Annotated in this window: 27 protein-coding genes; 11 read left to right on the top strand and 16 right to left on the bottom strand. The window is 58.9% G+C overall.

The window, feature by feature from the left end:
* Positions 1 to 49: 49 nt before the first annotated feature.
* From ppa to ACMG4N_RS06605, 3 genes are all read right to left on the bottom strand, one after another.
* Complete coding sequence (gene ppa, locus ACMG4N_RS06595) at positions 50 to 580, bottom strand: inorganic diphosphatase (RefSeq protein WP_297770315.1); 531 nt, start codon at positions 578 to 580, stop codon at positions 50 to 52.
* Positions 581 to 732: 152 nt separating this feature from the next.
* On the bottom strand, positions 733 to 1098 hold the full coding sequence (locus tag ACMG4N_RS06600) for a rhodanese-like domain-containing protein (RefSeq protein WP_297770318.1): 366 nt from the start codon (positions 1096 to 1098) through the stop codon (positions 733 to 735).
* Positions 1095 to 1277 (bottom strand): hypothetical protein, encoded by a 183-nt coding sequence (locus ACMG4N_RS06605; protein ID WP_290509341.1) that lies wholly within the window; start codon positions 1275 to 1277, stop codon positions 1095 to 1097. The genes ACMG4N_RS06600 and ACMG4N_RS06605 overlap by 4 nt, the downstream gene beginning before the upstream one ends.
* A gap of 140 nt (positions 1278 to 1417) precedes the next feature.
* On the opposite strand from ACMG4N_RS06605, the gene upp reads away from it, so the two are divergent.
* The 3 genes from upp (at position 1418) to ACMG4N_RS06620 (ending at position 4669) form a co-directional block, all read left to right on the top strand.
* Complete coding sequence (upp, locus tag ACMG4N_RS06610; protein ID WP_297770324.1) at positions 1418 to 2044, top strand: uracil phosphoribosyltransferase; 627 nt, start codon at positions 1418 to 1420, stop codon at positions 2042 to 2044.
* Between the two features lie 31 nt (positions 2045 to 2075).
* Positions 2076 to 3374 (top strand): uracil-xanthine permease family protein, encoded by a 1299-nt coding sequence (locus ACMG4N_RS06615; protein WP_297770327.1) that lies wholly within the window; start codon positions 2076 to 2078, stop codon positions 3372 to 3374.
* 224 nt (positions 3375 to 3598) lie between these two features.
* On the top strand, positions 3599 to 4669 hold the full coding sequence (locus ACMG4N_RS06620; RefSeq protein ID WP_297770330.1) for a peptidoglycan-binding domain-containing protein: 1071 nt from the start codon (positions 3599 to 3601) through the stop codon (positions 4667 to 4669).
* Between the two features lie 270 nt (positions 4670 to 4939).
* On the opposite strand, the gene ACMG4N_RS06625 is transcribed toward ACMG4N_RS06620, so the two are convergent.
* Genes ACMG4N_RS06625 through ACMG4N_RS06640 form a run of 4 tightly spaced genes read right to left on the bottom strand, consistent with a single transcriptional unit; the run spans position 4940 to position 6939 of the window.
* On the bottom strand, positions 4940 to 5341 hold the full coding sequence (locus ACMG4N_RS06625; RefSeq protein ID WP_297770333.1) for a VOC family protein: 402 nt from the start codon (positions 5339 to 5341) through the stop codon (positions 4940 to 4942).
* Between the two features lie 38 nt (positions 5342 to 5379).
* On the bottom strand, positions 5380 to 5910 hold the full coding sequence (locus tag ACMG4N_RS06630) for an SRPBCC family protein (protein WP_297770336.1): 531 nt from the start codon (positions 5908 to 5910) through the stop codon (positions 5380 to 5382).
* Positions 5911 to 5935: 25 nt separating this feature from the next.
* Positions 5936 to 6265 (bottom strand): ArsR/SmtB family transcription factor, encoded by a 330-nt coding sequence (locus ACMG4N_RS06635; protein ID WP_297770339.1) that lies wholly within the window; start codon positions 6263 to 6265, stop codon positions 5936 to 5938.
* 50 nt (positions 6266 to 6315) lie between these two features.
* Positions 6316 to 6939, bottom strand: coding sequence for a DUF2459 domain-containing protein (locus ACMG4N_RS06640; protein WP_297770342.1), 624 nt, complete (start codon positions 6937 to 6939; stop codon positions 6316 to 6318).
* Between the two features lie 320 nt (positions 6940 to 7259).
* Here ACMG4N_RS06640 and ACMG4N_RS06645 point away from each other — a divergent pair, with 320 nt between their 5' ends.
* The 3 genes from ACMG4N_RS06645 to ACMG4N_RS06655 all read left to right on the top strand — a co-directional run bounded on the left by ACMG4N_RS06645 (position 7260) and on the right by ACMG4N_RS06655 (position 9345).
* Positions 7260 to 7898 carry a glutathione S-transferase family protein gene (locus ACMG4N_RS06645; protein WP_297770345.1) on the top strand — a complete coding sequence of 213 codons (639 nt, stop codon included), beginning with the start codon at positions 7260 to 7262 and terminating at the stop codon, positions 7896 to 7898.
* Between the two features lie 138 nt (positions 7899 to 8036).
* Complete coding sequence (murI, locus tag ACMG4N_RS06650) at positions 8037 to 8825, top strand: glutamate racemase (protein ID WP_297770348.1); 789 nt, start codon at positions 8037 to 8039, stop codon at positions 8823 to 8825.
* 115 nt (positions 8826 to 8940) lie between these two features.
* Positions 8941 to 9345: a VOC family protein gene (locus ACMG4N_RS06655; RefSeq protein WP_297770351.1), complete on the top strand. Its 405-nt coding sequence runs from the start codon at positions 8941 to 8943 to the stop codon at positions 9343 to 9345.
* 109 nt (positions 9346 to 9454) lie between these two features.
* Here ACMG4N_RS06655 and ACMG4N_RS06660 read toward each other — a convergent pair whose 3' ends face one another.
* The gene (locus tag ACMG4N_RS06660; RefSeq protein ID WP_297770352.1) at positions 9455 to 10717 is read right to left on the bottom strand and encodes a 6-phosphofructokinase; all 1263 of its coding nucleotides are present in this window, start codon (positions 10715 to 10717) and stop codon (positions 9455 to 9457) included.
* A 302-nt stretch (positions 10718 to 11019) separates the two neighbouring features.
* Between ACMG4N_RS06660 and ACMG4N_RS06665 the strand changes: the two genes are divergently transcribed.
* The gene (locus tag ACMG4N_RS06665) at positions 11020 to 11544 is read left to right on the top strand and encodes a hypothetical protein (RefSeq protein ID WP_272962911.1); all 525 of its coding nucleotides are present in this window, start codon (positions 11020 to 11022) and stop codon (positions 11542 to 11544) included.
* 93 nt (positions 11545 to 11637) lie between these two features.
* On the opposite strand, the gene ACMG4N_RS06670 is transcribed toward ACMG4N_RS06665, so the two are convergent.
* Together ACMG4N_RS06670 and ACMG4N_RS06675 are read right to left on the bottom strand one after the other, a co-directional pair.
* Positions 11638 to 12636 (bottom strand): lipase secretion chaperone, encoded by a 999-nt coding sequence (locus ACMG4N_RS06670; RefSeq protein WP_297770355.1) that lies wholly within the window; start codon positions 12634 to 12636, stop codon positions 11638 to 11640.
* 54 nt (positions 12637 to 12690) lie between these two features.
* The gene (locus tag ACMG4N_RS06675; protein WP_414433125.1) at positions 12691 to 13647 is read right to left on the bottom strand and encodes an esterase/lipase family protein; all 957 of its coding nucleotides are present in this window, start codon (positions 13645 to 13647) and stop codon (positions 12691 to 12693) included.
* 209 nt (positions 13648 to 13856) lie between these two features.
* Between ACMG4N_RS06675 and ACMG4N_RS06680 the strand changes: the two genes are divergently transcribed.
* From ACMG4N_RS06680 to ACMG4N_RS06695, 4 genes are all read left to right on the top strand, one after another.
* Positions 13857 to 14660 carry a helix-turn-helix domain-containing protein gene (locus ACMG4N_RS06680; RefSeq protein ID WP_297770360.1) on the top strand — a complete coding sequence of 268 codons (804 nt, stop codon included), beginning with the start codon at positions 13857 to 13859 and terminating at the stop codon, positions 14658 to 14660.
* 62 nt (positions 14661 to 14722) lie between these two features.
* Positions 14723 to 16075 carry a UDP-N-acetylmuramate:L-alanyl-gamma-D-glutamyl-meso-diaminopimelate ligase gene (gene mpl / locus ACMG4N_RS06685; RefSeq protein ID WP_414433126.1) on the top strand — a complete coding sequence of 451 codons (1353 nt, stop codon included), beginning with the start codon at positions 14723 to 14725 and terminating at the stop codon, positions 16073 to 16075.
* 35 nt (positions 16076 to 16110) lie between these two features.
* Entirely contained in the window at positions 16111 to 16569 is a 459-nt protein-coding gene (locus tag ACMG4N_RS06690) for a DUF2214 family protein (protein ID WP_297770366.1), read from the top strand.
* Positions 16566 to 17168 (top strand): flavin prenyltransferase UbiX, encoded by a 603-nt coding sequence (locus tag ACMG4N_RS06695; RefSeq protein ID WP_297770369.1) that lies wholly within the window; start codon positions 16566 to 16568, stop codon positions 17166 to 17168. The genes ACMG4N_RS06690 and ACMG4N_RS06695 overlap by 4 nt, the downstream gene beginning before the upstream one ends.
* A 181-nt stretch (positions 17169 to 17349) precedes the next feature.
* Here the strand turns inward: ACMG4N_RS06695 and ACMG4N_RS06700 are convergent, their stop codons facing one another.
* From ACMG4N_RS06700 to ACMG4N_RS06725, 6 genes are all read right to left on the bottom strand, one after another.
* Positions 17350 to 18069, bottom strand: coding sequence for a ZIP family metal transporter (locus tag ACMG4N_RS06700; protein WP_297770372.1), 720 nt, complete (start codon positions 18067 to 18069; stop codon positions 17350 to 17352).
* Positions 18070 to 18183: 114 nt separating this feature from the next.
* Positions 18184 to 18918, bottom strand: a complete 735-nt coding sequence (locus ACMG4N_RS06705; protein WP_297770375.1) for an energy transducer TonB — start codon at positions 18916 to 18918, stop codon at positions 18184 to 18186.
* Positions 18915 to 19325 carry an ExbD/TolR family protein gene (locus ACMG4N_RS06710; protein ID WP_297770839.1) on the bottom strand — a complete coding sequence of 137 codons (411 nt, stop codon included), beginning with the start codon at positions 19323 to 19325 and terminating at the stop codon, positions 18915 to 18917. Before ACMG4N_RS06710 ends, ACMG4N_RS06705 begins: the two co-directional genes overlap by 4 nt.
* Positions 19325 to 19705: an ExbD/TolR family protein gene (locus ACMG4N_RS06715; protein ID WP_035250138.1), complete on the bottom strand. Its 381-nt coding sequence runs from the start codon at positions 19703 to 19705 to the stop codon at positions 19325 to 19327. The genes ACMG4N_RS06710 and ACMG4N_RS06715 overlap by 1 nt, the downstream gene beginning before the upstream one ends.
* On the bottom strand, positions 19695 to 20366 hold the full coding sequence (locus tag ACMG4N_RS06720) for a MotA/TolQ/ExbB proton channel family protein (protein ID WP_272974393.1): 672 nt from the start codon (positions 20364 to 20366) through the stop codon (positions 19695 to 19697). The genes ACMG4N_RS06715 and ACMG4N_RS06720 overlap by 11 nt, the downstream gene beginning before the upstream one ends.
* A gap of 374 nt (positions 20367 to 20740) precedes the next feature.
* Positions 20741 to 21178, bottom strand: a complete 438-nt coding sequence (locus ACMG4N_RS06725) for a copper resistance protein NlpE (RefSeq protein WP_297770380.1) — start codon at positions 21176 to 21178, stop codon at positions 20741 to 20743.
* Positions 21179 to 21403: the final 225 nt, after the last annotated feature.

Below are 21403 nucleotides of genomic sequence, written 5' to 3' on the forward strand. Positions count from 1 at the left end.
CTGCTCCACGACACTATCTCGCGTTGCAGCTTGAAGCTTGTGGCTTGCCTTACCCTTTTTCGTAGGCTTCCACAGACTTCAGGATCTCGGCCTTGGCGGCTTCGGCGCCGTCCCAGCCATCGACCTTCACCCACTTGCCAGCTTCCAGCTCTTTGTAGTGCTCGAAGAAGTGCTTGATCTGGGCCAGCAGCAGCTCGGGCAGATCGTTGATCTCTTTCACGTTGTCGTAGATCTTGGTCAGCTTGGTATGCGGCACGGCAACCAGCTTGGCATCTTTACCGGCTTCGTCGGTCATGTTCAGGATGCCGACGGGACGGCAGCGGATCACGGAGCCGGGAACCACCGGGTAGGGGGTCACAACCAGCACGTCCAGCGGGTCGCCATCTTCGGACAGGGTGTTGGGGATGTAGCCATAGTTGGCCGGATAGAACATGGGGGTTGCCATGAAGCGGTCCACGAATACGGCGTTGCTGTCTTTGTCGATCTCGTACTTGATCGGGTCAGCGTTGGCCGGGATCTCGATGACCACGTAGATGTCTTCCGGAATCTCTTTCCCGGCGGGAACCTTAGCAAAATCCATGATCTATCCTTCTCAAACAGGGTTGGTGGTGGGCGCGGATTATAGCAATGCGAGGCGGTCCCGGCTAATGGCGGAAAGTCGTAGCCGAAGGCGTAAGGATAATGGCTTTATGGTCAATGAGTTAGGGAGCCCGTGGTGGGCTCCCGGGCGGGTTATTGGGCTTCGCTCCAGCCGGGATAGTTGCCCTCCAGCAGCCGCACCTTCTTGAAACCGGCGTCCTCCAGCACGGTGGCAGCGGCGCTGGCGCGGCGTCCGGATACGCAGTACAGCACGATTTCCTGCTTGCGGTATTGCTTGAGCATATCCAGGTGCTGCTCCATCTGCTTGGCCGGCACCATGATGGCGCCGGGAATGTGGCCGGCCAGGTACTCATCCTCGTCACGGACATCAATGATGATGGGGGCCCGGTCGGCCTGCATGGCCTGTTTGAGCTCGTTGATGCTGATACTGTCGGCCGCCCAAAGTGGGGTGGCGAGAATGCTCAGCAGCATTAGTAGGCCCAGGCTGATACGTTTCATGACTCTGACTCCTGTCGGGTTTGCCATTCCTGCAACTCGTCCCACAGCTTCTCCGCATCCCGCACCATGCTGGCAACAGAAGGCTTGGCTGCAGGGTTGGAAAAACTGGCCGCGAGGGCGCGGCTGGCACATTCATATACGAACGCCTGTTTTGACAACTCGTCGAGGGTTTTGCTCACGGGTTCTCCTTTTTACTTTCTGACGCTACCACCGCTGTGGTCCCGAGAACAGTGACAGGTGCACGGCAGTGACTTTTGCCGCGTAAACGGCACAATATTGGCCATCTGTATTTCGCCACCCGGTGCCAAGGAGCGTGTCCATGTCCGTCCACGAAATCACCCACCCTCTGGTCAAACACAAGCTGGGCCTGTTGCGCCAACAAAGCCTGTCCACTCGCAGTTTTCGCCAGCTCACCGCAGAAGTGGGCAGCCTGCTGACCTATGAAGCCACTAGCGATCTGGAGCTGGAGGATTATCAGGTGGACACCTGGATGGGCCCGGCGCCGGCCCAGCGCATCAAAGGCAAGAAAGTCACGGTGGTGCCGATCCTGCGTGCCGGCATCGGCATGCTCGACGGAGTGTTGGAGCTCATCCCCAGCGCCAAGGTCAGCGTAGTAGGGGTCTACCGCAACGAGGAAACTCTGGAGCCGGTGGCCTACTTTGAAAAGCTGGCCCACGATATTGATGAACGCCTGGCACTAGTGGTGGACCCCATGCTGGCCACCGGTGGCTCCCTGGTCGCCTGCATCGACATGCTGAAAAAGGCGGGTTGCCAACAGATCCGTGCCCTGGTGCTGGTGGCGGCGCCGGAAGGCATTGAAAAGGTAAAGGCTGCCCACCCGGATGTGGCGATTTACACCGCCTCGGTGGACCAGGGGCTCAATGAAGATGGCTATATCATCCCCGGCCTGGGCGACGCCGGGGACAAGATTTTCGGCACCCGCTAATCCTCTTTCTGCCAAAACAGGAGCCTCCGGCATGCAACAGCCCGGATTCTGGAACTGGAAAATTATCCTTATCGGTGCGCAGATGCTGTTCGTGGCCTTCGGCGCCATGGTGCTGATGCCGCTGATCACCGGGCTGGACCCCAGTGTCGCCCTGTTTACCGCCGGTCTTGGCACGCTGCTGTTCCAGTGGATTACCCGCCGTTCGGTACCGGTGTTCCTGGCCTCATCCTTTGTGTTTGTGGCGCCTATTGCTCACGGTGTCGAACAGTGGGGCGTCTCTGCCACCATGGGGGCGCTGTTGTGTACCGCCGTGGTCTATGTGGTGCTGGGAGCACTGGTGAAATGGCGTGGACCCGGCTTCCTGCACCGGCTGATGCCGCCAGTGGTCACCGGCCCCATCATTATGGTGATCGGGTTGAGTCTGGCGCCCACAGCGGTGAACTTCGCCATGGGCATGACCGGCAATGGTGCCGAGCGGCTTTTCCCCTACGGCGAGGCGCTGCTGGTGTCCATGGTGGCCCTGTTGGCCACCATGCTGGTGGCAACCTTGGGGCATGGCCTGTTCCGCTTGTTGCCGATTCTTTGCGGTGTGGTTAGTGGTTACCTGGCAGCCTTGCTGATGGGGATGGTGGATTTTACTGCGGTAGAACAGGCTGGCTGGTTGGCTATGCCGGACTTCGTGGCGCCCAGCTTCCAGTGGCAGGCGATCCTGTTCATGGTACCTGTGGCTCTGGCACCGGCCATCGAGCATGTGGGTGACGTACTGGCGATCAGCAGCGTCACCGGCAAGGATTACCTCCGCAAACCCGGCCTGCATCGCACCCTCACCGGCGACGGTATCGCCAGCATGGCGGCCGCCTTGTTCGGTGGCCCGCCTAATACCACTTACTCGGAAGTCACCGGAGCGGTGATGCTGACGAAAGTGTTCAACCCGGTGGTGATGACCTGGACTGCGTTATTTGCCATCAGCCTGGCGTTTATCGGCAAATTCGGTTTGTTGCTGCAGAGCATTCCTACCCCGGTCATGGGTGGCATTCTGATTCTCATGTTTGGTTCCATCGCCAGTGTAGGCATGAGCACATTGATCAAGGCGCAGGTGGATCTCAATGCTCAGCGCAATCTGGTTATCGTCGCGGTGACGCTGATTTTCGGTATCGGCGGTATGGTGATGGGCAATGGCGATTTCACTTTGCAGGGGGTCAGCCTGTGTGGACTGGTAGCGGTGATTCTGAATCAGGTTCTGCCGGCTGCGCCGGTGGTCAGTGATGACCTGAATGAAGAGCGTGCCTACGTGGAAGATGTTCTGGAGCACGGTGGCGGTAGAAAATAGTTGGCACACCCGTGCATGGCTGTTGTGTTTTTTTACTGCCAGTAAGCAAAAAGTTTTTTAAAGATAAAAAGTTTTTTGCTTACTATTTTACAAATGAAATCCGCAAAAATAATTTTCAAAAAGGTTTTTTGTAAAATTACATCTTTGTAACTGTTTCTGTCATTTTAATTGCGCATTGTTTGTCCCTGATGAAATCAAGGAAGCCTGTCAAAAGGGAACAGACTATGAAACTTAATCGTCTCATGTTGCCGGCTATTATTGCCGCTCTTGCCACCGGTTGTGCCAGCAACCAGACCGTTCAGGAAAGTGCCGAATATCAGTCGCTGCAAAGTCAGCAGCAGCAACTGGAACAGGAAAACCAGCAGCTGCGTGCTGCGCTGAGTTCCAGTGAGCAGCAGCCTGCGCCGGCGCCCGCGAGCTCCGGGAATCAGCTCCTTCCGCCTAACGCCAAGCCTGGCCATTGTTATGCGCGAGTTGTCATTCCGGAAACCTACAAGACCGAGATGCAGCGGGTCATGGTGTCCCAGGAAGACAGCAAGATCACAACGACTCCTGCCAGCTATGAAACCGTCCAGGAGCAGGTGCTGGTCAGCGAAGCCTATGACAAGCTGAAAGTGATTCCGGCCACCTACAAGACCGTGACCGAGAAAGTGCTGGTGAAAGAAGCCACCACCAAGCTGATCACCAAGCCGGCGGAATATAAAACCGTTACCGAGCAAGTGCTGGTCAAGCCTGCCTATACCACCTGGAAAAAAGGTCGTGGGCCCATCGAGAAAATCGACGACTCTACCGGGGAAATCATGTGTCTGGTAGAAGTGCCTGCGGAGTACAGGACGGTTAGCCGCAAGGAACTGGTACAACCCGAGCGTACCGAAGAAGTAAAAATTCCTGCGGTGTACAAGACCGTTACCAAGAAAGTGGTTGATCAGCCCGCGCGCACCGAAACAGTCACCGTGCCGGCAGTCTACAGCACGGTTGATGTGGTCAAGCAGGTAGAGCCGCCGAAAGAGCAGAAAACCGTTATCCCCGCCGTGTACAAGGACGTGCCCAAGCAGGTCAAGGTCACCGATGCCGATATGGAATGGCGCGAAATCCTCTGTGAAACCAACACCACCCAGGATGTGGTCCGCCGCCTCCAGAAAGCCCTGGAAGATAAAGGCTATGATCCGGTGTGGATTGATGGTGTCTACGGCTCCAAGACCCGCGCCGCTGTGGTCGCTTACCAGAAGGACAATGATTTGGCCTCCGGTCAGCTGACCATGCAGACGCTGGACCACCTGGGCGTGAAACTCTAACGTCCTGCTCCTTTCCTAGTATTTAAGGCCGGCTTTTGCCGGCCTTTTTTTATCTGCGAAAATTTGATCATCTCATCATGCAGCATATCGCTGGGATTTCAGCTGAATACGACTGGCTGGAATTGAAATCCAGAATGTCTGAACACCTGCGGGTAAGTCTTCAATGTCATCGCGGCGATGAAGATCTGGCTCCCTGAAAGACGTTGATGACTGGTCCATATTTCAGCCTTGCTCGTACTCTGTGGAGTGTTATGGCAGAAGCGCCTGGCATTACACTGATTTCACTGCGATCTGCCAGGACACACCGAAACGATCTTGCAGCCAGCCAAAGCAGGGGTTGAATCCATAGTCATCCAGCGGCATTAGCGGCTTGCCGTTTTCTGCCAGGGCGCTGAAAACATGCTCGACGGCTGTTCTGTCATCCAGGGTCAAACACAGCGACGTGGATGGCGTAAAAGCAAATGCATGATCCACCGGGCTGTCGATGCAGTGCACTGTGGTATCACCAATGGCAAACACGGCTTCATGAACACTGCCTTCCTTGCCGGGTCCATGGGGCCCGTAGAGGTCTTTGCGTATCAGGGTAAAACCGGGAATTACTTTGGCGTACAAGGTGAGAGCCTGGTTAGCCTGGCCCTGGAACATTAGCTGCAGGGTGAGTTGCGCGCTCATAATATTGCCTCCTTCCCTTTGCCGGAGCGCCCGCAGGATTACCCTGCGAGCTGTTTGCGGTAGTGGGCTTGCAGCTCCGTATGGCGCGGCCAGAAGGCGCTGCGGGCCAAGCCGTTCAGGTCCTCGACCAGGATGCCCAGATGAGTATGCCAGCCACCTGCCACGCTGGTGCGGGTTTCCATATCCTCCGGTAGCCGACGATGGGTAAGCAGCAGGTGTACCTGGTCTCCTTTTTCCGTCAGCTCAAAGGTCACTTCTCCCTCATTGTCGCCCCAGGTATGGGCCAGCACATGGGGCGGCTCGAAGCGGGTGATGGTGCCTGATAATGCGGCCTGATTTTCGATGTGTTTGTACTGGGGCGGAGCAGGCTGTTTGTCCTCTGACAGATCCCGGTTATGGAAATGGATTTCCACCGCGCCACCCACAAACTGTCCGAGCGCACCGCCGCCCAGCCAGCGAGCTCGCTTGTCCGGTTCGGTAAGGTAGGCCCAGACACGCTCGATGGGGCCGGGCAGGGTGCGTTCCACCGTCAGAGTGGTGGGGTTGGTGAACTGCACATCGGATTCCATGACAGATCTCCTTGTCGTGTGAATGTCAGTCTCCGTCTTTTATCGCCTGCTCCAGAGCATCCAGCTTGTCGTTCCAGAACACCCGGTAGCGTTGCAGCCAGGCATCTGCCTCGGCCATAGGCGTGGCGTTCAGGTGGCAGTGATGGATACGCCCCTGCACCTCACGGGTTACCAGTCCGGCCTTCTCCAGCACCTTCACATGCTTGGAGGCGCCAGCGAAGGACATGTCGAAAGGCCCTGCCAGTTCCCCCACACTGCAGGGGCCATGCTCCAGATGTTGCAACATGGCCCGGCGTGTCGGGTCCGCCAGGGCGGCAAAGACGGCATCAAGATGTTGATCATTAAGTTTAACCATATGGTTTAATTTAGGAGTGAATGATCCAACATTCAACCATTTTGTTTAATTTAATCGACGGGCGGACAAGCGCCGGTGAAGTCACTGTCCCGCAACTGGCTTAACACCTGGCCGGCAGTCACAGTAAAAAGGGGTCGTAGCGGTAGCCCAGCATCCCGCAATCGTTTGTCTGTCCAGGTATTGCAGGTGTTGCCGAACCAGAAGGTGCCTTCGGCGGGGAAGAAACGGCTGTCCCCGTACAGTCCGGGGTCACCGGCAGGCAGCTGGCCCTGTGAATCCAGCCGGAAATAACCGGCCAGGCTTTCCTGTAGCTGGCGGAGCTGTTCCCCGCGCAGACACAGCGCCTGCAGGTCTGTATGCGGCAACTCAGCGGGATGTCGCTCCAGCCCCACCACATGAAGTGCTGATCGGGTTGGCCACAGCATGGCCCGAACCCGCAGCCACCAGCTGTCATCCTGTCGGTAAAAGGCATCATCCCCCCAACCGAACTCGTAGAACGTGGGATCACTGAAGTGCGGTTCAAGAAACGCCAGGGCAGGGGATAGCCGATCCGCCGGAAAGGCAATACCGGTATGCCAGCGATGGCGTACCACCAGCACTGTTACATTATCGCCTTCGCCTTCGCCTTCGGCCATAACCGGCAGCGACAGCAACATCGCAAGCAAACTCGCCAAGAAACGCATCATGCTGCCAGTGTAGCAAGACCATGACACGAAATACTGAGGGCGTCTCTCAGCTATATTAGCGTTGTAGGTAATTGAGGCTTCTGGCTAATTTACGGATATAAAAATTTCACGCCGCGAGTCCGGGTTGCTGCGCGTGACTATCGTCAATAACGACGTGTTGGGGAGCCACCAGAAAGACGTAATTGCGCACGTGTTCAAATAACACGGTTTTAATGGTGCATGCCGAATCGTTCGGCATCTATATTAATCGCCTACTGGAAATTTGAATAACGCCAGATAGCTGATAGTGCAGGGAGCAGGAGTAACCAATGACCCACATGATCCTCACCACATTCGATTGGGTGCCCGAGGTTCCTCGCGGCTATGTCCGTGATCTGCGCATTCGCTGGGCGCTGGAAGAAGCTGGTTTGCCTTACCGTGTAGAGAGCGTGCCGTTCCGAGACCGGACTGCCGAGCATTTTTCCCATCAACCCTTCGGGCAGGTGCCCTGGCTGGCTGATGGGAATCTTTCTATTTTCGAAAGCGGTGCCATTCTTTTGCATCTGGCTGAGCGTAGTGAGGCGTTGATGCCAGCCGATCCGCAAGGCAGAAGTGAAGTGACCCAGTGGCTATTTGCGGGCCTCAACTCGGTAGAAGCAGCGAGTTTGCCCTGGTCGCTTTTTCAGTTCTCCAGTGACACGGTCGACACACCTGGGCGGCAGCATATTGAGGCGTTCCTCCAGGCTCGCCTGCAGCGTATGGAGGCTGTGTTGACGGAGTGCCAGTGGCTGGTCAGTACCTTTTCTGTCGCCGATATCCTGATGGCGGATGTTCTGCGGTTGGTGGACCGCTTTGACGGCCTGGCCGACTATCCCGTCTGTCGAGACTATGTGGTCCGGGCCAAGGCTCGGCCGGCCTTTGTGAAGGCCCATGCCGACCAGATGGCGCATTTTGCGGCCGCAGACTGAAGTTTCTCTTCATATAAACCGCGGCCTCCTGGATCATTGCTTGCGGTAGAGAGCCAGGACTAACCCATATCTTTCCCGGTTCCTGCCCCGGTCGAGTACACTATCCAGCCAAGATCAATCCGACCCCCAGATTCTGCCATGTCCCATTCCCGTCCCATTGGTATCTTCGACTCCGGCATCGGTGGCCTTTCCGTGGCCGCGAAGGTCCGTGAGCTACTGCCTGCCGACGATATCCTCTATGTGGCCGATTCCCGTCATGCGCCCTATGGCGACAAATCCGATGGCTTTATTCTGGAGCGAATGAACACGGTGACGGACTTCCTGCTTGGGCAGGGGGCCAAAGCCGTGGTGGTGGCTTGCAATACCGCGACCACCTCTGCCATTGCGCAGCTACGGGCCACCTGGTCGGTGCCGATTATCGGTGTGGAGCCGGGTGTGAAGCCGGCCGTGCTGGCGACTCGTAGCGGGGTGGTGGGAGTGCTGGCCACGCCCAGAACCCTGCAGACCCATTCCTTCAGCGCCCTGGCGGCGCGGTTTTCCAGTACGGTGAGTATTGCGGTACAGCCCTGTCCGGATCTGGTTGGCCAGATTGAGGCGTTGCGCTTTGATGACGAGGAGACCGCAGTGTTGTTGAACCGCTATATTGCCCCGTTGCTGGATAAGGGCGCGGACACCATTGTGCTGGGCTGCACCCACTATAACTATCTGGCCGAGCGGATTGCCCAGGTGGCTGGGCCCGGGGTGCAGATTGTCAGTACCGAGTCGGCGGTGGCTCGTGAAGTGGTGCGGCGGTTAACGTGCGAGGGGTTGCTGGCAGAGGCCGGTAAAAGTGGGGATGAAACGTTTTACACCAGTGGCGAACTGGCGGTATTTGGCCGGCAGATTGACCGCTTGTGGGGTCCGGAGAAGGCGGTTTATTCGTTATAGGCGCGAAGCGTCTTGCTAAAAAATGTGATGGCTGTGTCGAAAGCGCCGAGGGCAGTTCGATAAGGTGATGACAGCTCGCAAGGTTGTTGTGAACCCGCCCTTAGGAGACAGCATCATGACCAGAATGATCTTTGTAAACCTGCCCGTAACTGACCTGCAAGCGTCCATGGCGTTTTACAGTGCCCTGGGTTTCGAGAACAACCCGCAATTCACCGACGAGACGGCCGCCTGCATGGTGTGGAGTGAAGCCATCCATGTAATGCTGCTGACCCACGGCAAGTGGCGGACCTTCACAGATCGACCGATTCCGCCTTCCTCTGCCAGTGAAGTGATGTTGGCACTGTCCTTTGACAGTCGTGATGCGGTGGATGCCGTGAACAGGGCTGCTGCGGACAATGGCGGCACGGCAGATATCAACCCGGTTCAGGATCTGGGGTTCATGTATAACCGTAACCTGGCGGATCCGGATGGGCATGTGTGGGAAATGATGTGGATGGACATGGCGGCGATGGAGGGCTAGTGCAGGCTCCCCGATCCCTTTCCGAGCTACAGGGGGGCTCCATAGTGGGGTTGGAAGGCTAAAACAAAAACGCCCCGCGATGCGGGGCGTTTGTCGTATCGGGGTGCGCTTACACCTCGAACGCGTCGTTCAGCTTCTTGGCCACCGGGGCCAGTTTCAGCTTGGCGAATTGCGGCAGACCATCCTTGTACGGCGGGTAGGACTCGCCGCCGATCAGCGGGGCCAGATACTCACGGGCGCTGGGGGTGATGCCGAAGCCATCCTTGGTGATGAACTTGCGCGGCATTTTCTTTTCCACGTTGGCCACTTTTTTCAGTGGCGCTTCACCAATGGTCCAGCTGTATTTCTTGGTTTTCTTGCGCTCGATGGTGGGCATCACCGCGTTTTTGCCGGCTACGGCAAATTCCACGGCGGCGCGGCCTACGGCGTAGGCCTGTTCCACATCGGTGGCGGAGGCAATGTGACGGGCAGCCCGTTGCAGGTAGTCGCTCACAGCCCAGTGGTATTTGTAGCCGAATTCGTCTTTGACCATCTGCGCGATCACCGGGGCTACGCCACCGAGCTGCTTGTGGCCGAAGGCGTCGGTGTTGCCGGCGTCAGCCAGGAAGGTGCCGTCTTCATAGCGGGCGCCTTCGGAAACCACGATCACGCAGTAGCCGACCTTCTCCACGGTGGCCTGCACCTTCTTCATGAAGGCGGCCTTGTCGAAGGCAATTTCCGGGAACAGGATCAGGTGCGGGGCGTCGTCATTGTCTTCCTTTGCCAGGCCGGCAGCGGCGGCGATCCAGCCGGCGTGGCGGCCCATCACTTCCATGACGAACACCTTGGTGGAGGTGGCGCACATGCTGGCCACGTCGAGAGCCGCCTCACGGCAGCTTACCGCAGTGTATTTGGCCACGGAGCCGAAGCCCGGGCTGACATCAGTGAAGGGCAGATCGTTGTCCACGGTCTTGGGGACGTGGATCGCCTGGATCGGGTAGCCCATCTTTTCGGACAGTTGGGACACCTTGAGGCAGGTGTCAGCGGAGTCGCCACCACCGTTGTAGAAGAAGTAGCCGATGTTGTGGGCCTTGAACACTTCGATCAGGCGCTCGTACTCGCGCTGCGAGGTCTTCAGGTCTTTCAGCTTGTAGCGGCAGGAGCCGAAGGCGCCGCCAGGGGTGTGCTTGAGCGCGTCGATGGCGCTTTTGCTTTCTTTGCTGGTGTCGATCAGCTCCTCGGTGAGGGCGCCGATAATGCCATTACGGCCGGCGTAGACCTTGCCGATGACATCCTTGTTTTCGCGGGCGGCTTCGATCACGCCGGCGGCGGAAGCATTGATGACAGCGGTAACACCGCCGGACTGAGCATAGAAAGCGTTTTTACGCGCCATGAGAGACCCCTTGATTCAATTTGCGTGCATTCTAGCGAAGGAGCCCATGAAACACACCCGGTGTTGTCGGACGATGACAGGGAAAAGGCAGCGACAAGCTTCAAGCTGCAAGTGACAAGGCGCGGGGTGGATTCGGTGGCACCGACAATGCCCTGCCCGCGATGCGATGCTAAGTGTGATGCTAGCGGGGAAGGAGTGCGTCGTATGGCTACACTGGTTTTCGCGTTGCAGCTTGAGGCTTGTAGCTTGTTGCTGCTTACTATTTCGCCCCGGCTCTGGAACAATAGCCCGCCGGAGGATCCATGACTGCATTGATGACTTTGTTCTGGCGGCTGGCGATATTTCGTGCCGGCCCCGAAAACGCCCCCTACTCGCCCAGCCTGCTGGGCCTGGTGTTGCTGGGCTGGTGTGCCCTGCAACTGCTGGTTGGCAGCTTGCAGACGGCGCTGCCGGTACTGGTGTTGCTGAGCAGCCAGCTCACCTCGATGACGGTGATTCTGGCCGGCATCTTTGTGCTGTTGGGGTTCAAGGGGCTGCAGAGCCGTTGGTTGCAGACAGCCCTGTCGCTGGTGGGCATCGATGTGGTGCTGACCCTGGTGACCCTGCCACTGCTGGCGATCAATGCGGGTGCGGAGCAGTCCCTGGGCTGGATCGAGGGGCTGTATCTGGTGCTGGTAAGTTGGCAACTGGCTGCGCAGAGCTTCGTTTACCACCGGGCCATGAATGTGGGGCCGTTCCTGGGCCTGGGTATTGCCCTGACCCTGCTGGTGGCCGGCTATGCGGCGGTAGTGATGCTGGTGCCGGAAGTGGTGACGGTGACTCGCTGATCCGCCTTCAGCGCATCAATGCTCTGAGGCCAGTCTGTTTGTCGTGACTTTCAGCACGGCCCACATCGCCATTGCCCTTGTCTCCAGGCCCAGTTATTCGCCGGCCGGCTCCTCAAGCCGGTCCAGGGCTGCCACCCGCTGTTGTTCGCTTTCCGCAAACAATCTGGCCCGCAATTGCTCCAGCTGTTGCTGTTTATCGCTGTCAGCCAAGCCGGATGCCAGAATGTGATCCCGCTGTGTCGCATAGTCCTGATAGCGCTGTTGCCATTGCTGCCGCTTCCTGGCCAGAGACTGCAAGCGCAGCGCGGCTTCATCGCCGAACGTTTGCTGATGGTAGGCAAACCGGTCTGTTTGGTTCTTTCCTGTGTCCTCGATGGCTTGCTCTGTTTCTTGCAGATGCTGAAGGGCCTGTTGTTGCCGGTACTGATCTGCCAGATGTGCCGGCAGTGATGCATGCAGAGTCTGCATGGCCCGCTCCTTTTCCGCATCGCTCATATCACCGGTGAGGATGGCATGCCGCTGCAGGCTGAAATTGTCATAGCGATCCTCGTCAGCGAACAGGGCTGCGGCATCGGCGCCGAATATCGCTTCACGCAATTGTCGGCGCTGGTTCAGCTTGTCGGTGATGTCGCTTGCGCTGCTGGCGGCAAAGTCGCCGCTGGCAAATCGCTGGCGGTAATCGTTGTAGCGATCCAGTAATGCGAGCAGGTCACTGGCCGCACGGGGGGAGGCATTCTCTTCCGCCCATTGCCGGATCAGATGGCGGATCTGCGTATCCGGCAGCTCCCCGCTCAGTGACAGGAAGTATTCGATAATGGCACGGGTGCCGCTGTTCATGATCAGTTGCCCCTCGCCGTCCATGAGCAGATCGGCAGGGACTTTGGTGCCGGCCAGAGAGGTGTTGGCCAGAGCCTGGGCAACCGGGTGCGAAGGCTGGGAGGTAGTGGGGCTGTCAGCGCGGGCAGTCTGCGGGAGGGGGGCAGCCGCCGGGCGGGTTTCCCCATGCGCGGAGGCAGGCATCTGTCGCAGTCCCCACAAGCCAGCAGCGGCCAAAAACCCGACAGTGGTCAGCAGGGCGAGATGGCGTTTCATAACGGCTCTCCTGTTCCTGTTGGCCCGCAGGGCACCAGGCCCTGCGGGTCGGTTTTACAGGCCCGCGTTTCGGAGCCGGTTGGCGTGGTTGCGGTAGAGCGTCTTGGGGTCGGTTTCCCAACCCATCAGACCAAACAGGTGACGAATGGCATCCGCATGGTTGTGGCGGTAGTCATGGCGGATGGGTTTGCCCAGGTACATACCGCACAGGGGCAGGATACCGTCATGTTTGACGCCTGATGGGAAGGCGAACCGGGTGACGGTGACCATAATGCTATCGAACGGGTCGAGCAGGTTGGTGTGCACACCGGTGCCGCCCCAGGACCAGTAGCGTACGCCGTTGACACTATGCTGGCCGCTGGTGCCACAGGCATCGGCGGGCAGCGCTTGCGGGTAACGCTGGTTGAATTTGGTCATGCCTGCGGTGGTGGAGGCGGCCAGCACGGTACTGGCGGACTGGTTATCCGGGTTGGGGCCGCCGGAGGCGAATTCCCACAGCGCGCCGAAAGCGCCGGCGATGCTGTCGGCCAGGCCTTCACCAATGCCGCCTTCTGGTGCAAGGCCGCGAATCACATCGGCCAGGGCGGTGCCACGGTTTTCACCGTGCACAGAGGTGACTGATGCCACCAGATCCGGCCGTACCGCCGCCACGTAGCGAGAGGTGGGCGCGCCCTGGGAGTGGGCAATCAGGTTCACCTTGTCGGCGCCGGTGACTGCCAGGTAGTTCTCTATCTGGACGATCAGTTCCTCGCCGCGGTATTCGTTGCTTTGCAGCGCGCTGACATTGCTTTCGTACACCTGGGCGCCATAGTCACGCAGGTTGTCGGCAATGCCGTAGAAGTAGTCCACGCCGGCGATATCATCGAAGGCGATAATGCCGCCGACCAGCACGATGGGGTAACGGGTGTCGGCGTAGCTGGTGTCCTTGCCAAATGGCCACCAGGCGTGAGCCTGAGTGGTGGTAACGAGCAGAGTCAGGGCTGCCAGCAGCCCAGGGAGTCGGATCGACATGGGTTTTCTCCTGTCTTGTTATTTTTAGGCCTCTCCCGGCCTTCATGAACAGCCGGCGCCAGGGCTGTGTTTTTTGTCGACGATTGGACTATAAGCAGGTTGGGTGGTAGTAACTTGTAGGAATTGGTGCCTCGTTTTGTCATAAACAGAAAAACTGTGATCCCGCTCGCGATTCTGCCGCGTGCTTGACGACTCGGAAAAAAACAACAATGACCTTGTCAGCGAAAACCGGTTTGCCTGCGTCTACGCTGTATCTGTGGCGGCAGCGAACGCTTTATCTGGGGCGGATTGAACGCCTGTCATCACACTCTCAGGGAGCGCATACCCTGCTGTTCGGGCTGGATGATGTGATTCCACTGACGGTAGAGGGGCAGACGTTTTCTGCGCGTTCCTACCTGATTCCGGCCGGAGCACTGTTCTCGGCGGAGTCGCTGGGTAAGCGTATCGCCTGCTGTTTTCTGGACCCGTTGGGCAAGGACTTGTTGTTTCATGCGCCGACGATGACCGCAGAGGGATGTGGCGTCTATCGGGATTCCGGTCGGGAAGCCGATCAACTGGAAATGTTGCGGACCCTCCATGATGGTGCCACAGAGGCCGCCGAGGCCTATGCCCGGTTGCGGGGCCTGGTCTTCCCCGGTGATAGCGAGCCGGTGGCCGGTTTTGAACCGGATGCCAGGATTGCGCGAGTGGTTGAATTGATCCGTGCTGACCCGGCGGACAATCTGTCCAATGAGGCGCTGGCGGAACAGGTGGGGCTGTCCGGGGATCGTTTGCAGCGGCTGTTCAAGCAAACCACCGGTATCCCGATCCGCCGCTATCGTCTCTGGCACCGGCTGTTTGTCACCTCATCAATGATGGCCATGGGCAGCACGCTGACCGATGCGGCGCTGGCCGCAGGGTTTTCCGACTCCTCCCATCTGACCCATGTATTCAAGAGTATGCTCGGCATGAGTCCCTCGGCGGTGCTGCGCCGCTCCCGACAGGTACGGATTCTGGTGGGAGGGGATCACTGATCTCTTCACCTGACGGGCCCTTGCCGTTAAGGTGCAGGGATTCTTTTGATCGGTTTATTCCCATGCATATCCATATCCTCGGCATCTGCGGCACCTTCATGGGGTCATTGGCACAACTGGCCAAGGCTCAGGGCCATCGTGTTACCGGTAGTGACCAGAACGTCTATCCGCCCATGAGCGACCAACTGCAAGCGGCGGGCATCGAACTGACCCAGGGCTATGATCCGGGGCAACTGGAACCAGCGCCGGATCTGGTGGTGGTTGGCAATGCCCTGAGCCGGGGAAATCCAGCCGTGGAAGCCGTGCTGGATCGGGGCCTGCCCTATACCTCTGGTGCCCAGTTGCTGGAGGATGTGATTCTGCCTGGGCGTTGGGTGCTGGCGGTGGCCGGCACCCACGGCAAGACCACCACCAGCTCCATGCTGGCGTGGATTCTGGAACACGCCGGGCTCAGCCCCGGTTATCTGATTGGCGGTGTGCCGGGCAATTTTGGTGTGTCTGCTCGACTCGGTGAGACGCCGTTTTTTGTGGTGGAAGCGGACGAATACGACACCGCCTTCTTCGACAAGCGAAGCAAGTTTGTTCACTACCGCCCGCGCACCGTCATTCTCAATAACCTGGAATTCGACCACGCGGACATCTTTGCCGACCTGGCTGCCATCCAGACCCAGTTCCATCACCTGATTCGTACTGTGCCCGCCACCGGGCGGCTGATTCTCCCCCACGGTGAAACCGCCCTGGAAGAGACACTGGAAAAAGGCTGCTGGAGCGAAATTGAACGCTTCGGCGAAAACGAGCAGCTGGGCTATCGGCTGGATAACGCGGATGGGTCTGCCTTTACCGTTCTGGAAAATGGCGAACCGGTGGCCCAGGTACGCTGGGACCAGACCGGTCAGCATAGTGTCAACAATGGCATGGCCGCGTTGCTGGCGGCCCGCCATGTGGGTGTCACTCTGGCGGATGGTGCCGCTGCCCTGTGCGAGTTTCTGGGCGTGAAACGGCGTATGGAATTGCGTGGGGAAGTGGATGGTGTGCGCGTGTACGACGACTTTGCCCATCACCCCACGGCCATTGCCACCACCCTGGATGGCCTGCGTCGCAAGGTGGGCGATGGGAAAATTCTCGCGGTGATCGAACCCCGTTCCAACACCATGCGTATGGGTAGCCATAAGGAGGCGCTGGCGGCCAGCACCGGGGCGGCGGATGAGGTAGTCTGGTATCAGCCGCCGGGGCTGGACTGGTCGCTAGAGCCGGTGGTCAGCGAATCGCCGGTACCGGCATCGGTGAGCAATGACATTGACGACATCATTGCCCGGGTGGTGGCACGCAAAGGCGAACCACTGAGCGTGGTGGTGATGAGTAACGGCGGCTTTGGCGGCATTCATCAGAAGCTGCTGGATGCGCTGGCGGATTAACCGCGATTTCTGCGGGTTTTTGCGAGGAGACTGTCATGTTCTGGTCCGTGTTCTGGGCATCGGTGCATTACCTCAGCATGCTGATGCTGTTTGGTTTTCTCTACGGGGAGCTGTTGCTGTGGCGGACCGGTATTTCCGAACGCAATGTGCGCACTCTGCTATGGCTGGATATCGGTTATGGCCTGTCCGCATTGATGGTTCTGGTAAGCGGTATTGCGCGGGCTGGCTGGACGGAAAAAGGCTGGGATTTTTATCTGTCCAGCCCCTGGTTTCATGGCAAGGTGACCCTGTTTATTCTGATCGCGCTGTTGAGTCTGTATCCCACCAAGGTCCTGTTGGGCTGGCGAAAAACCGTGAAGGCCGGACATGTCCCCGAGATTGATGCCACGCTGCAACGTAATCTGCGCGGTGTGTTGGTAGCCGAACTCCACTTGGTGGTACTGATGCCAATTCTCGCGGCGTTGATGGCCCGTGGTGTAGGAATGGGTGTATGAGCAAACGAATAACCCTGGCTTTTACCGGCGCCTCAGGGGCGCCCTATGGACTGCGCCTGCTGCAGTGCCTTCTGCAAGCGGATTGCGAAGTGTTCGTGATTCTCTCCAAGGCGGCGCGGGTGGTGATCGGCATGGAAACCGAGCTGAAGCTGCCGGCCGGCACCGGTAAGGCCGAACAGGCCCTGCGCGACTGGGTGCAGACTGGCCGTGGCACCCTGGTAGTGTGCGGGCTGGAGCAGTGGACCGCTGCGGTGGCATCCGGCAGTGGTGCACCTGCCGCCATGGTGGTGTGCCCGTGCTCCACTGGCACCCTGTCCGCCATCGCCTGTGGCGCCAGTGACAATCTGATCGAGCGGGCGGCGGACGTGGCCATCAAGGAAGGGCGCAAGCTGATTCTAGTGCCCCGGGAAGCGCCGTTCTCCCCCCTTCATCTTGAGAACATGCTCAAGCTGTCCCGCCTGGGCGTGACCATCATGCCCGCAGCGCCGGGCTTCTATCACCAGCCGCAGACGGTACAGGATCTGGTGGATTTCATCGTCGCCCGGTTGCTGGATCATCTGGGGGTAGAACAGACGCTGGTAAAGCGCTGGGGGGAGTAACCCTCCGCACCGATGAATGCCCCTGTAGGAGCTATGCTTGCATGGCGAACGGTAACGTTCACAGTCTGCCAGCCAGTTTTCTGGAACCTGTCGATCACTGAAAGTCCTGATCACCCTGCGGGCGATTTCCGCGCAAGCGCGGTTCGCCATGCAAGCATAGCTCCTACAGCGCCGTTACCCCTCAATGCACCAGAAGATGCCCCACCAACCCCAGCGCAAAGCCGGCCACTGCGCCCTGGGCGGGCGCCCAGTGTTTCTTCAGGGGCACCTGTGGGGCGATGTCCTGGAACACCAGATAGAGAATCCCGCCGCTGGCAAACAGCATGATGCCGCCCAGAATCAGGGGGCTATCCACCAGCACCAGAAAACCGAGGGCGGCGCTGGCCGGGCCGAGCAAGGCCAGGGCGGCGAACGCCAGGATGATCTTGCCAGAAGAGAGAGTGTTGCTCTTGCTGTTGCGGATTTCCCGGTAGGCGTTAAAGCCTTCCGGCAGGTTCTGCATGCCGATCAGGAATGCCAGCAGGTAAGCCTGGCCGCCACCCACTGCCAGTGCTGCCCCCAGGGCGATGGCTTCCGGGATAAAGTCCAGCAGCATGGCCAGCAGTTGGGACATGGCACTGCCATGGGCCGCCAGGGCTCGATCCACCACCATGAAAGCAACGCCGCCGCCAACAAACAGCAGGGTGGCGGATAGGGGGTTATGGTGCTGGGCGCCTTCCGGCACCAGCACCAGGGCCACCGCCGCCAGCAGGGCGCCGCCGCCGAAGGCGATAACCGTATGGCGGACTTCCTGTTCCAGCCAGCCCCGGGCGATGTGTTGTTTGACGCCGATAAGGGCGCCGATGGCCATGCTCAGGCCAGCGGCCAGACTGAGCAGTAACGCGAGGCTCAGAGGGCTCATGGGGGGAATCCTTTCTGTAGAAGTGGGGCAGGAAAGGGAGGCCTGCCATTGGTTCAACCTGATCCGTGTGGCAATCACCGGTCAGGTTGAACATAAGGGCTGGCAGAGCAGGGATCAACTATTGCTGAGGTCGTAATCCACTGGGGCGAGGATTTCCACCGGGATGCTGTCCAGATTTTTGGGTGGGGCATCAAAGCGCAGACGGGAGACAAGCTCCTGGGTCGCCCGATCCAGGATACGACTGCCGGAGCTTTCTACCACGGCCACTTTTTCCGCCCGCCCGGCGGCGTTGATCCAGAACGACACTTTTACCGTGCCCTCCTGGCGACGCATGCGGGCGCGGTGCGGATACTGCTTGTTGTAGTCGATGGTATCGCGAACCTTGGCCAGGTACTTGTTCAGGGCGTTTTCCGTGTCTCCGGATTGATGCACCCCTTCGCCCGGATCACCGGCCATGCCCTTGGCGCCTACGGGCTGCGTTTGGCTGGCGGCCTGCTCACTCTCGGTGTCTTCCTGGGTGTCCTGTTCCTCTACGACGTCGCTCTTGGCCACCACAGGCTCGGGCTCGGGCTCCGGCTTTGGCTCCGGTTTGGGTTTCGCCACCGGTTTCGGTTTTGGCTTCACCTTGGGCTTGGGTTTCGGCTCGGGTTTGGGGGCCGGATCCGGTTTCGCCGGAGCGGGCGGCGCAGCAGGCTTTTCCGCTGGCGGCGCAGACAGGTTCACTACCATTTCGGTGACGCCGGGTTTACTCGGGCGTCCGCCGGCCAGGGTCAGTGCGCCTACGGTGACCAGCACGCTGGCATGAATCAGGGCAGAGGCGACCCAGGCAAACAGGGTACGGGATGTCATTGGCCTCCCCCGTCATTACGGGTCACCAGGCGCACCTGTTCCACGCCCAGGCCCTGCAGGGTTTCCAGACGTTTGCGAAGGGTGGTCATGGTGACACCGGCATCCGCTTGCAGACGCACTTGCGCACCCTCCTGGCGTTCACTCAGGTACTCCTGCAGGGTGGCTTTGGTGAGTGCGGTGTCGTTATCTTCGGCGAACCACTGGCCATCCTGCTGCAACACCAGCAGCAGTTTGTCACGGGCTTCGGGGCCATTGGCGCTCTGGCTCAGTGGGGTATCCACAGACACGGTGGGGCTCTTGGCCAGCTGGCCGGCCAGCATGAAGAAGATCAACAGCAGAAACACCACATTGATCAGCGGCAGCACCGGTTCCAGCGGCGGGCGACGGGAAGAGGTTTCCATGATCATCACGGCAACAGCTCCAGTTGTACGTCCTTGACGCCGGCGGCCTTGATGGCGTCCACGGCGGCCAGGGCCTGCTGCAGGGTGGCGTCGGCGCTGACGGTGACCCACACCTTGCTTTTCTGGGTGTCGAGTCGATCGGCTACCGCATCAGGGGTAAAGCTGACACCGTTCAGGTTCAGGTCGCCATCGGCTTCCACTTCGATCACCAGCCACTTGTCATCGGGTTTGTTGATGCTGTCTGCGGGCTGTACGTTCACCGGCAGGTCGTAGAACTGCCCGAAGCGGGTGGCCAGCATAAAGAACACCAACAGAATAAATACTACATCAATCAGTGGTGTCAGGCTGATAAAGGGCGTGCGGTGACGCTCCGGTTCAATATGCATGCGCCACCGATGGGTCGCGGTCCTCTTCCAGGGGCTCGGATTCCGCGTGATTGTTGCGCAGTACCTTGAGACGGGACAGACGGTCCTGCATTTTCTCCCGGCACAGTTCAAGACTGCGATCCGCCCAATGGAAGGCGGCCAGCGTGGGAATGGCTACGGTCAGACCGGCAGCGGTGGTCAGCAGGGCTTCCCAGATACCGCCAGAGAGGATAGAGGGGTCGACCTGAGAACCGGCGGTTTCCAGGGCCTGGAAGGCGCCGATCATGCCGAATACGGTGCCCAGAAGGCCGAGCAGGGGTGCCACGGCGCTGATCACTTCGAGGATACGCAGGCCCCCGCGCAGGTTATCCAGTGAGCTGCGTGCCAGGCGCAGGCTTTCTTCCTGCCAGGCGGCTTCTTCCAGCTTGCTGTTCTGCCAGCATTGCCATACCACCTGGTCGATGGGGCTGGTCAGTTTGCCGGGTTTGCCGGGCTGCTGACCCTTGGCCAGGGCGTCCAGCAGACGGTCTGCCTGACGAGCACTGCCTGGGCGGACGCGGGCGAATTGCAGAATCTTGGAGATCAGAGTGGCCAGGGCAATGACGGACATGAAGGCGAGGACCCACATGGTGGCGCCGCCGCTGACAAACCAGTCGGGCAGGTGCAGGGAAATCGGGGGCATGGAAACACTCCTGCTGCGGGCGAATCAGTTGAAGGCCCGGTCATTAATACAAAAAAGCGTGCGTAGAGTCTGGCACGCGGTTGTGGCATCCCGGTGACTGAGAAAGGAACCGGGAAACACAGACTTGTGGCCCTCAGCGCGAAGGCCCGAATTCGGTTCGCAATAATAGGTTCATAGGCTTCTTAATGCAAGTCATTCCTATTTGCGGTCTATTCACGGTAATGGCCCTGCGCACTAGCGAACAGTGGGTTTTGGTTACTGGGGGTAAGGGTAATTACAAGGGCAGAAAGCAGGTGTGGTGGGGCAGGATATTGGTTGGCAGGCGGGTAGCGCTTGCCCGGCATGGCAGAGGGCGCCGAAGCGCCCTCGCAGGCTTACTTGAGCAGCAAGCGATAGTTCATGTTGGATTCGATGCGGTTACCGCTCTGGTCCAGTTGTTCAATGGCGTTGACGGCATCCTTGATGTACTGGCGATCGGCATCCGGGTCGTCAGGATTGATCGTGTAGACGTCGTATTCCATGTTGCCTTGCAGGCGCTTTTCGGATTCCCAGCTGCCTCGCTCCGAGGCGCTCAGCTCCACCTTGGATCCGCTCAGGTATTCTTCGCGCAGTTCAAAGCGGGAGGGGTTGTCGTACTGATCCCGATACAGCGTCAGGGTGGTGCGGATACCTGAGCAGTCAGCGCAGGGCAGCATGCCGCTGTAAATGATTTTCTGGGCAGTGGGGTTAATGGGTTCTTCCGGTTGCTGGCTCTGGCAGCCGGTAACGAGGACGGCACTACCCAAGATGGCGGCGGCGAGATAAGTTTTCATGTCGTTTACTCCCTGACAGCTCCTGTAAAGATACTGCTTAGAATAAAGATTTTGTGTTTGGTTCGCCGTTTTAACAGTTTTTGATAATTCTATCGTGTGTTTGCGCGTTGTTCTGTAGACAGGATGCTCTCGGCGCCAGCCGCTGAAGAGAGACTGTGACGAGCGTCGATCCGGCGAAAAACCCACTGCATGATTGCAAGAAAGAAAACAAACACAATCAGGAAA

Origin of the sequence: Alcanivorax sp. IL2 (assembly GCF_047495475.1) — a bacterium.
Lineage (GTDB): Bacteria > Pseudomonadota > Gammaproteobacteria > Pseudomonadales > Alcanivoracaceae > Alcanivorax.

Bases quoted from the DNA above. Each gene is read 5' to 3' on its own strand.
- ppa (WP_297770315.1), bottom strand. From the start codon at position 580: ATGGATTTTGCTAAGGTTCCCGCCGGGAAAGAGATTCCGGAAGACATC.
- ACMG4N_RS06600 (WP_297770318.1), bottom strand. From the start codon at position 1,098: ATGAAACGTATCAGCCTGGGCCTACTAATGCTGCTGAGCATTCTCGCC.
- upp (WP_297770324.1), top strand. From the start codon at position 1,418: ATGTCCGTCCACGAAATCACCCACCCTCTGGTCAAACACAAGCTGGGC.
- ACMG4N_RS06615 (WP_297770327.1), top strand. From the start codon at position 2,076: ATGCAACAGCCCGGATTCTGGAACTGGAAAATTATCCTTATCGGTGCG.
- ACMG4N_RS06620 (WP_297770330.1), top strand. From the start codon at position 3,599: ATGAAACTTAATCGTCTCATGTTGCCGGCTATTATTGCCGCTCTTGCC.
- ACMG4N_RS06625 (WP_297770333.1), bottom strand. From the start codon at position 5,341: ATGAGCGCGCAACTCACCCTGCAGCTAATGTTCCAGGGCCAGGCTAAC.
- ACMG4N_RS06630 (WP_297770336.1), bottom strand. From the start codon at position 5,910: ATGGAATCCGATGTGCAGTTCACCAACCCCACCACTCTGACGGTGGAA.
- ACMG4N_RS06635 (WP_297770339.1), bottom strand. From the start codon at position 6,265: ATGGTTAAACTTAATGATCAACATCTTGATGCCGTCTTTGCCGCCCTG.
- ACMG4N_RS06645 (WP_297770345.1), top strand. From the start codon at position 7,260: ATGACCCACATGATCCTCACCACATTCGATTGGGTGCCCGAGGTTCCT.
- murI (WP_297770348.1), top strand. From the start codon at position 8,037: ATGTCCCATTCCCGTCCCATTGGTATCTTCGACTCCGGCATCGGTGGC.
- ACMG4N_RS06655 (WP_297770351.1), top strand. From the start codon at position 8,941: ATGACCAGAATGATCTTTGTAAACCTGCCCGTAACTGACCTGCAAGCG.
- ACMG4N_RS06660 (WP_297770352.1), bottom strand. From the start codon at position 10,717: ATGGCGCGTAAAAACGCTTTCTATGCTCAGTCCGGCGGTGTTACCGCT.
- ACMG4N_RS06665 (WP_272962911.1), top strand. From the start codon at position 11,020: ATGACTGCATTGATGACTTTGTTCTGGCGGCTGGCGATATTTCGTGCC.
- ACMG4N_RS06670 (WP_297770355.1), bottom strand. From the start codon at position 12,636: ATGAAACGCCATCTCGCCCTGCTGACCACTGTCGGGTTTTTGGCCGCT.
- ACMG4N_RS06675 (WP_414433125.1), bottom strand. From the start codon at position 13,647: ATGTCGATCCGACTCCCTGGGCTGCTGGCAGCCCTGACTCTGCTCGTT.
- ACMG4N_RS06680 (WP_297770360.1), top strand. From the start codon at position 13,857: ATGACCTTGTCAGCGAAAACCGGTTTGCCTGCGTCTACGCTGTATCTG.
- mpl (WP_414433126.1), top strand. From the start codon at position 14,723: ATGCATATCCATATCCTCGGCATCTGCGGCACCTTCATGGGGTCATTG.
- ACMG4N_RS06690 (WP_297770366.1), top strand. From the start codon at position 16,111: ATGTTCTGGTCCGTGTTCTGGGCATCGGTGCATTACCTCAGCATGCTG.
- ACMG4N_RS06695 (WP_297770369.1), top strand. From the start codon at position 16,566: ATGAGCAAACGAATAACCCTGGCTTTTACCGGCGCCTCAGGGGCGCCC.
- ACMG4N_RS06700 (WP_297770372.1), bottom strand. From the start codon at position 18,069: ATGAGCCCTCTGAGCCTCGCGTTACTGCTCAGTCTGGCCGCTGGCCTG.
- ACMG4N_RS06705 (WP_297770375.1), bottom strand. From the start codon at position 18,918: ATGACATCCCGTACCCTGTTTGCCTGGGTCGCCTCTGCCCTGATTCAT.
- ACMG4N_RS06710 (WP_297770839.1), bottom strand. From the start codon at position 19,325: ATGATCATGGAAACCTCTTCCCGTCGCCCGCCGCTGGAACCGGTGCTG.
- ACMG4N_RS06715 (WP_035250138.1), bottom strand. From the start codon at position 19,705: ATGCATATTGAACCGGAGCGTCACCGCACGCCCTTTATCAGCCTGACA.
- ACMG4N_RS06720 (WP_272974393.1), bottom strand. From the start codon at position 20,366: ATGCCCCCGATTTCCCTGCACCTGCCCGACTGGTTTGTCAGCGGCGGC.
- ACMG4N_RS06725 (WP_297770380.1), bottom strand. From the start codon at position 21,178: ATGAAAACTTATCTCGCCGCCGCCATCTTGGGTAGTGCCGTCCTCGTT.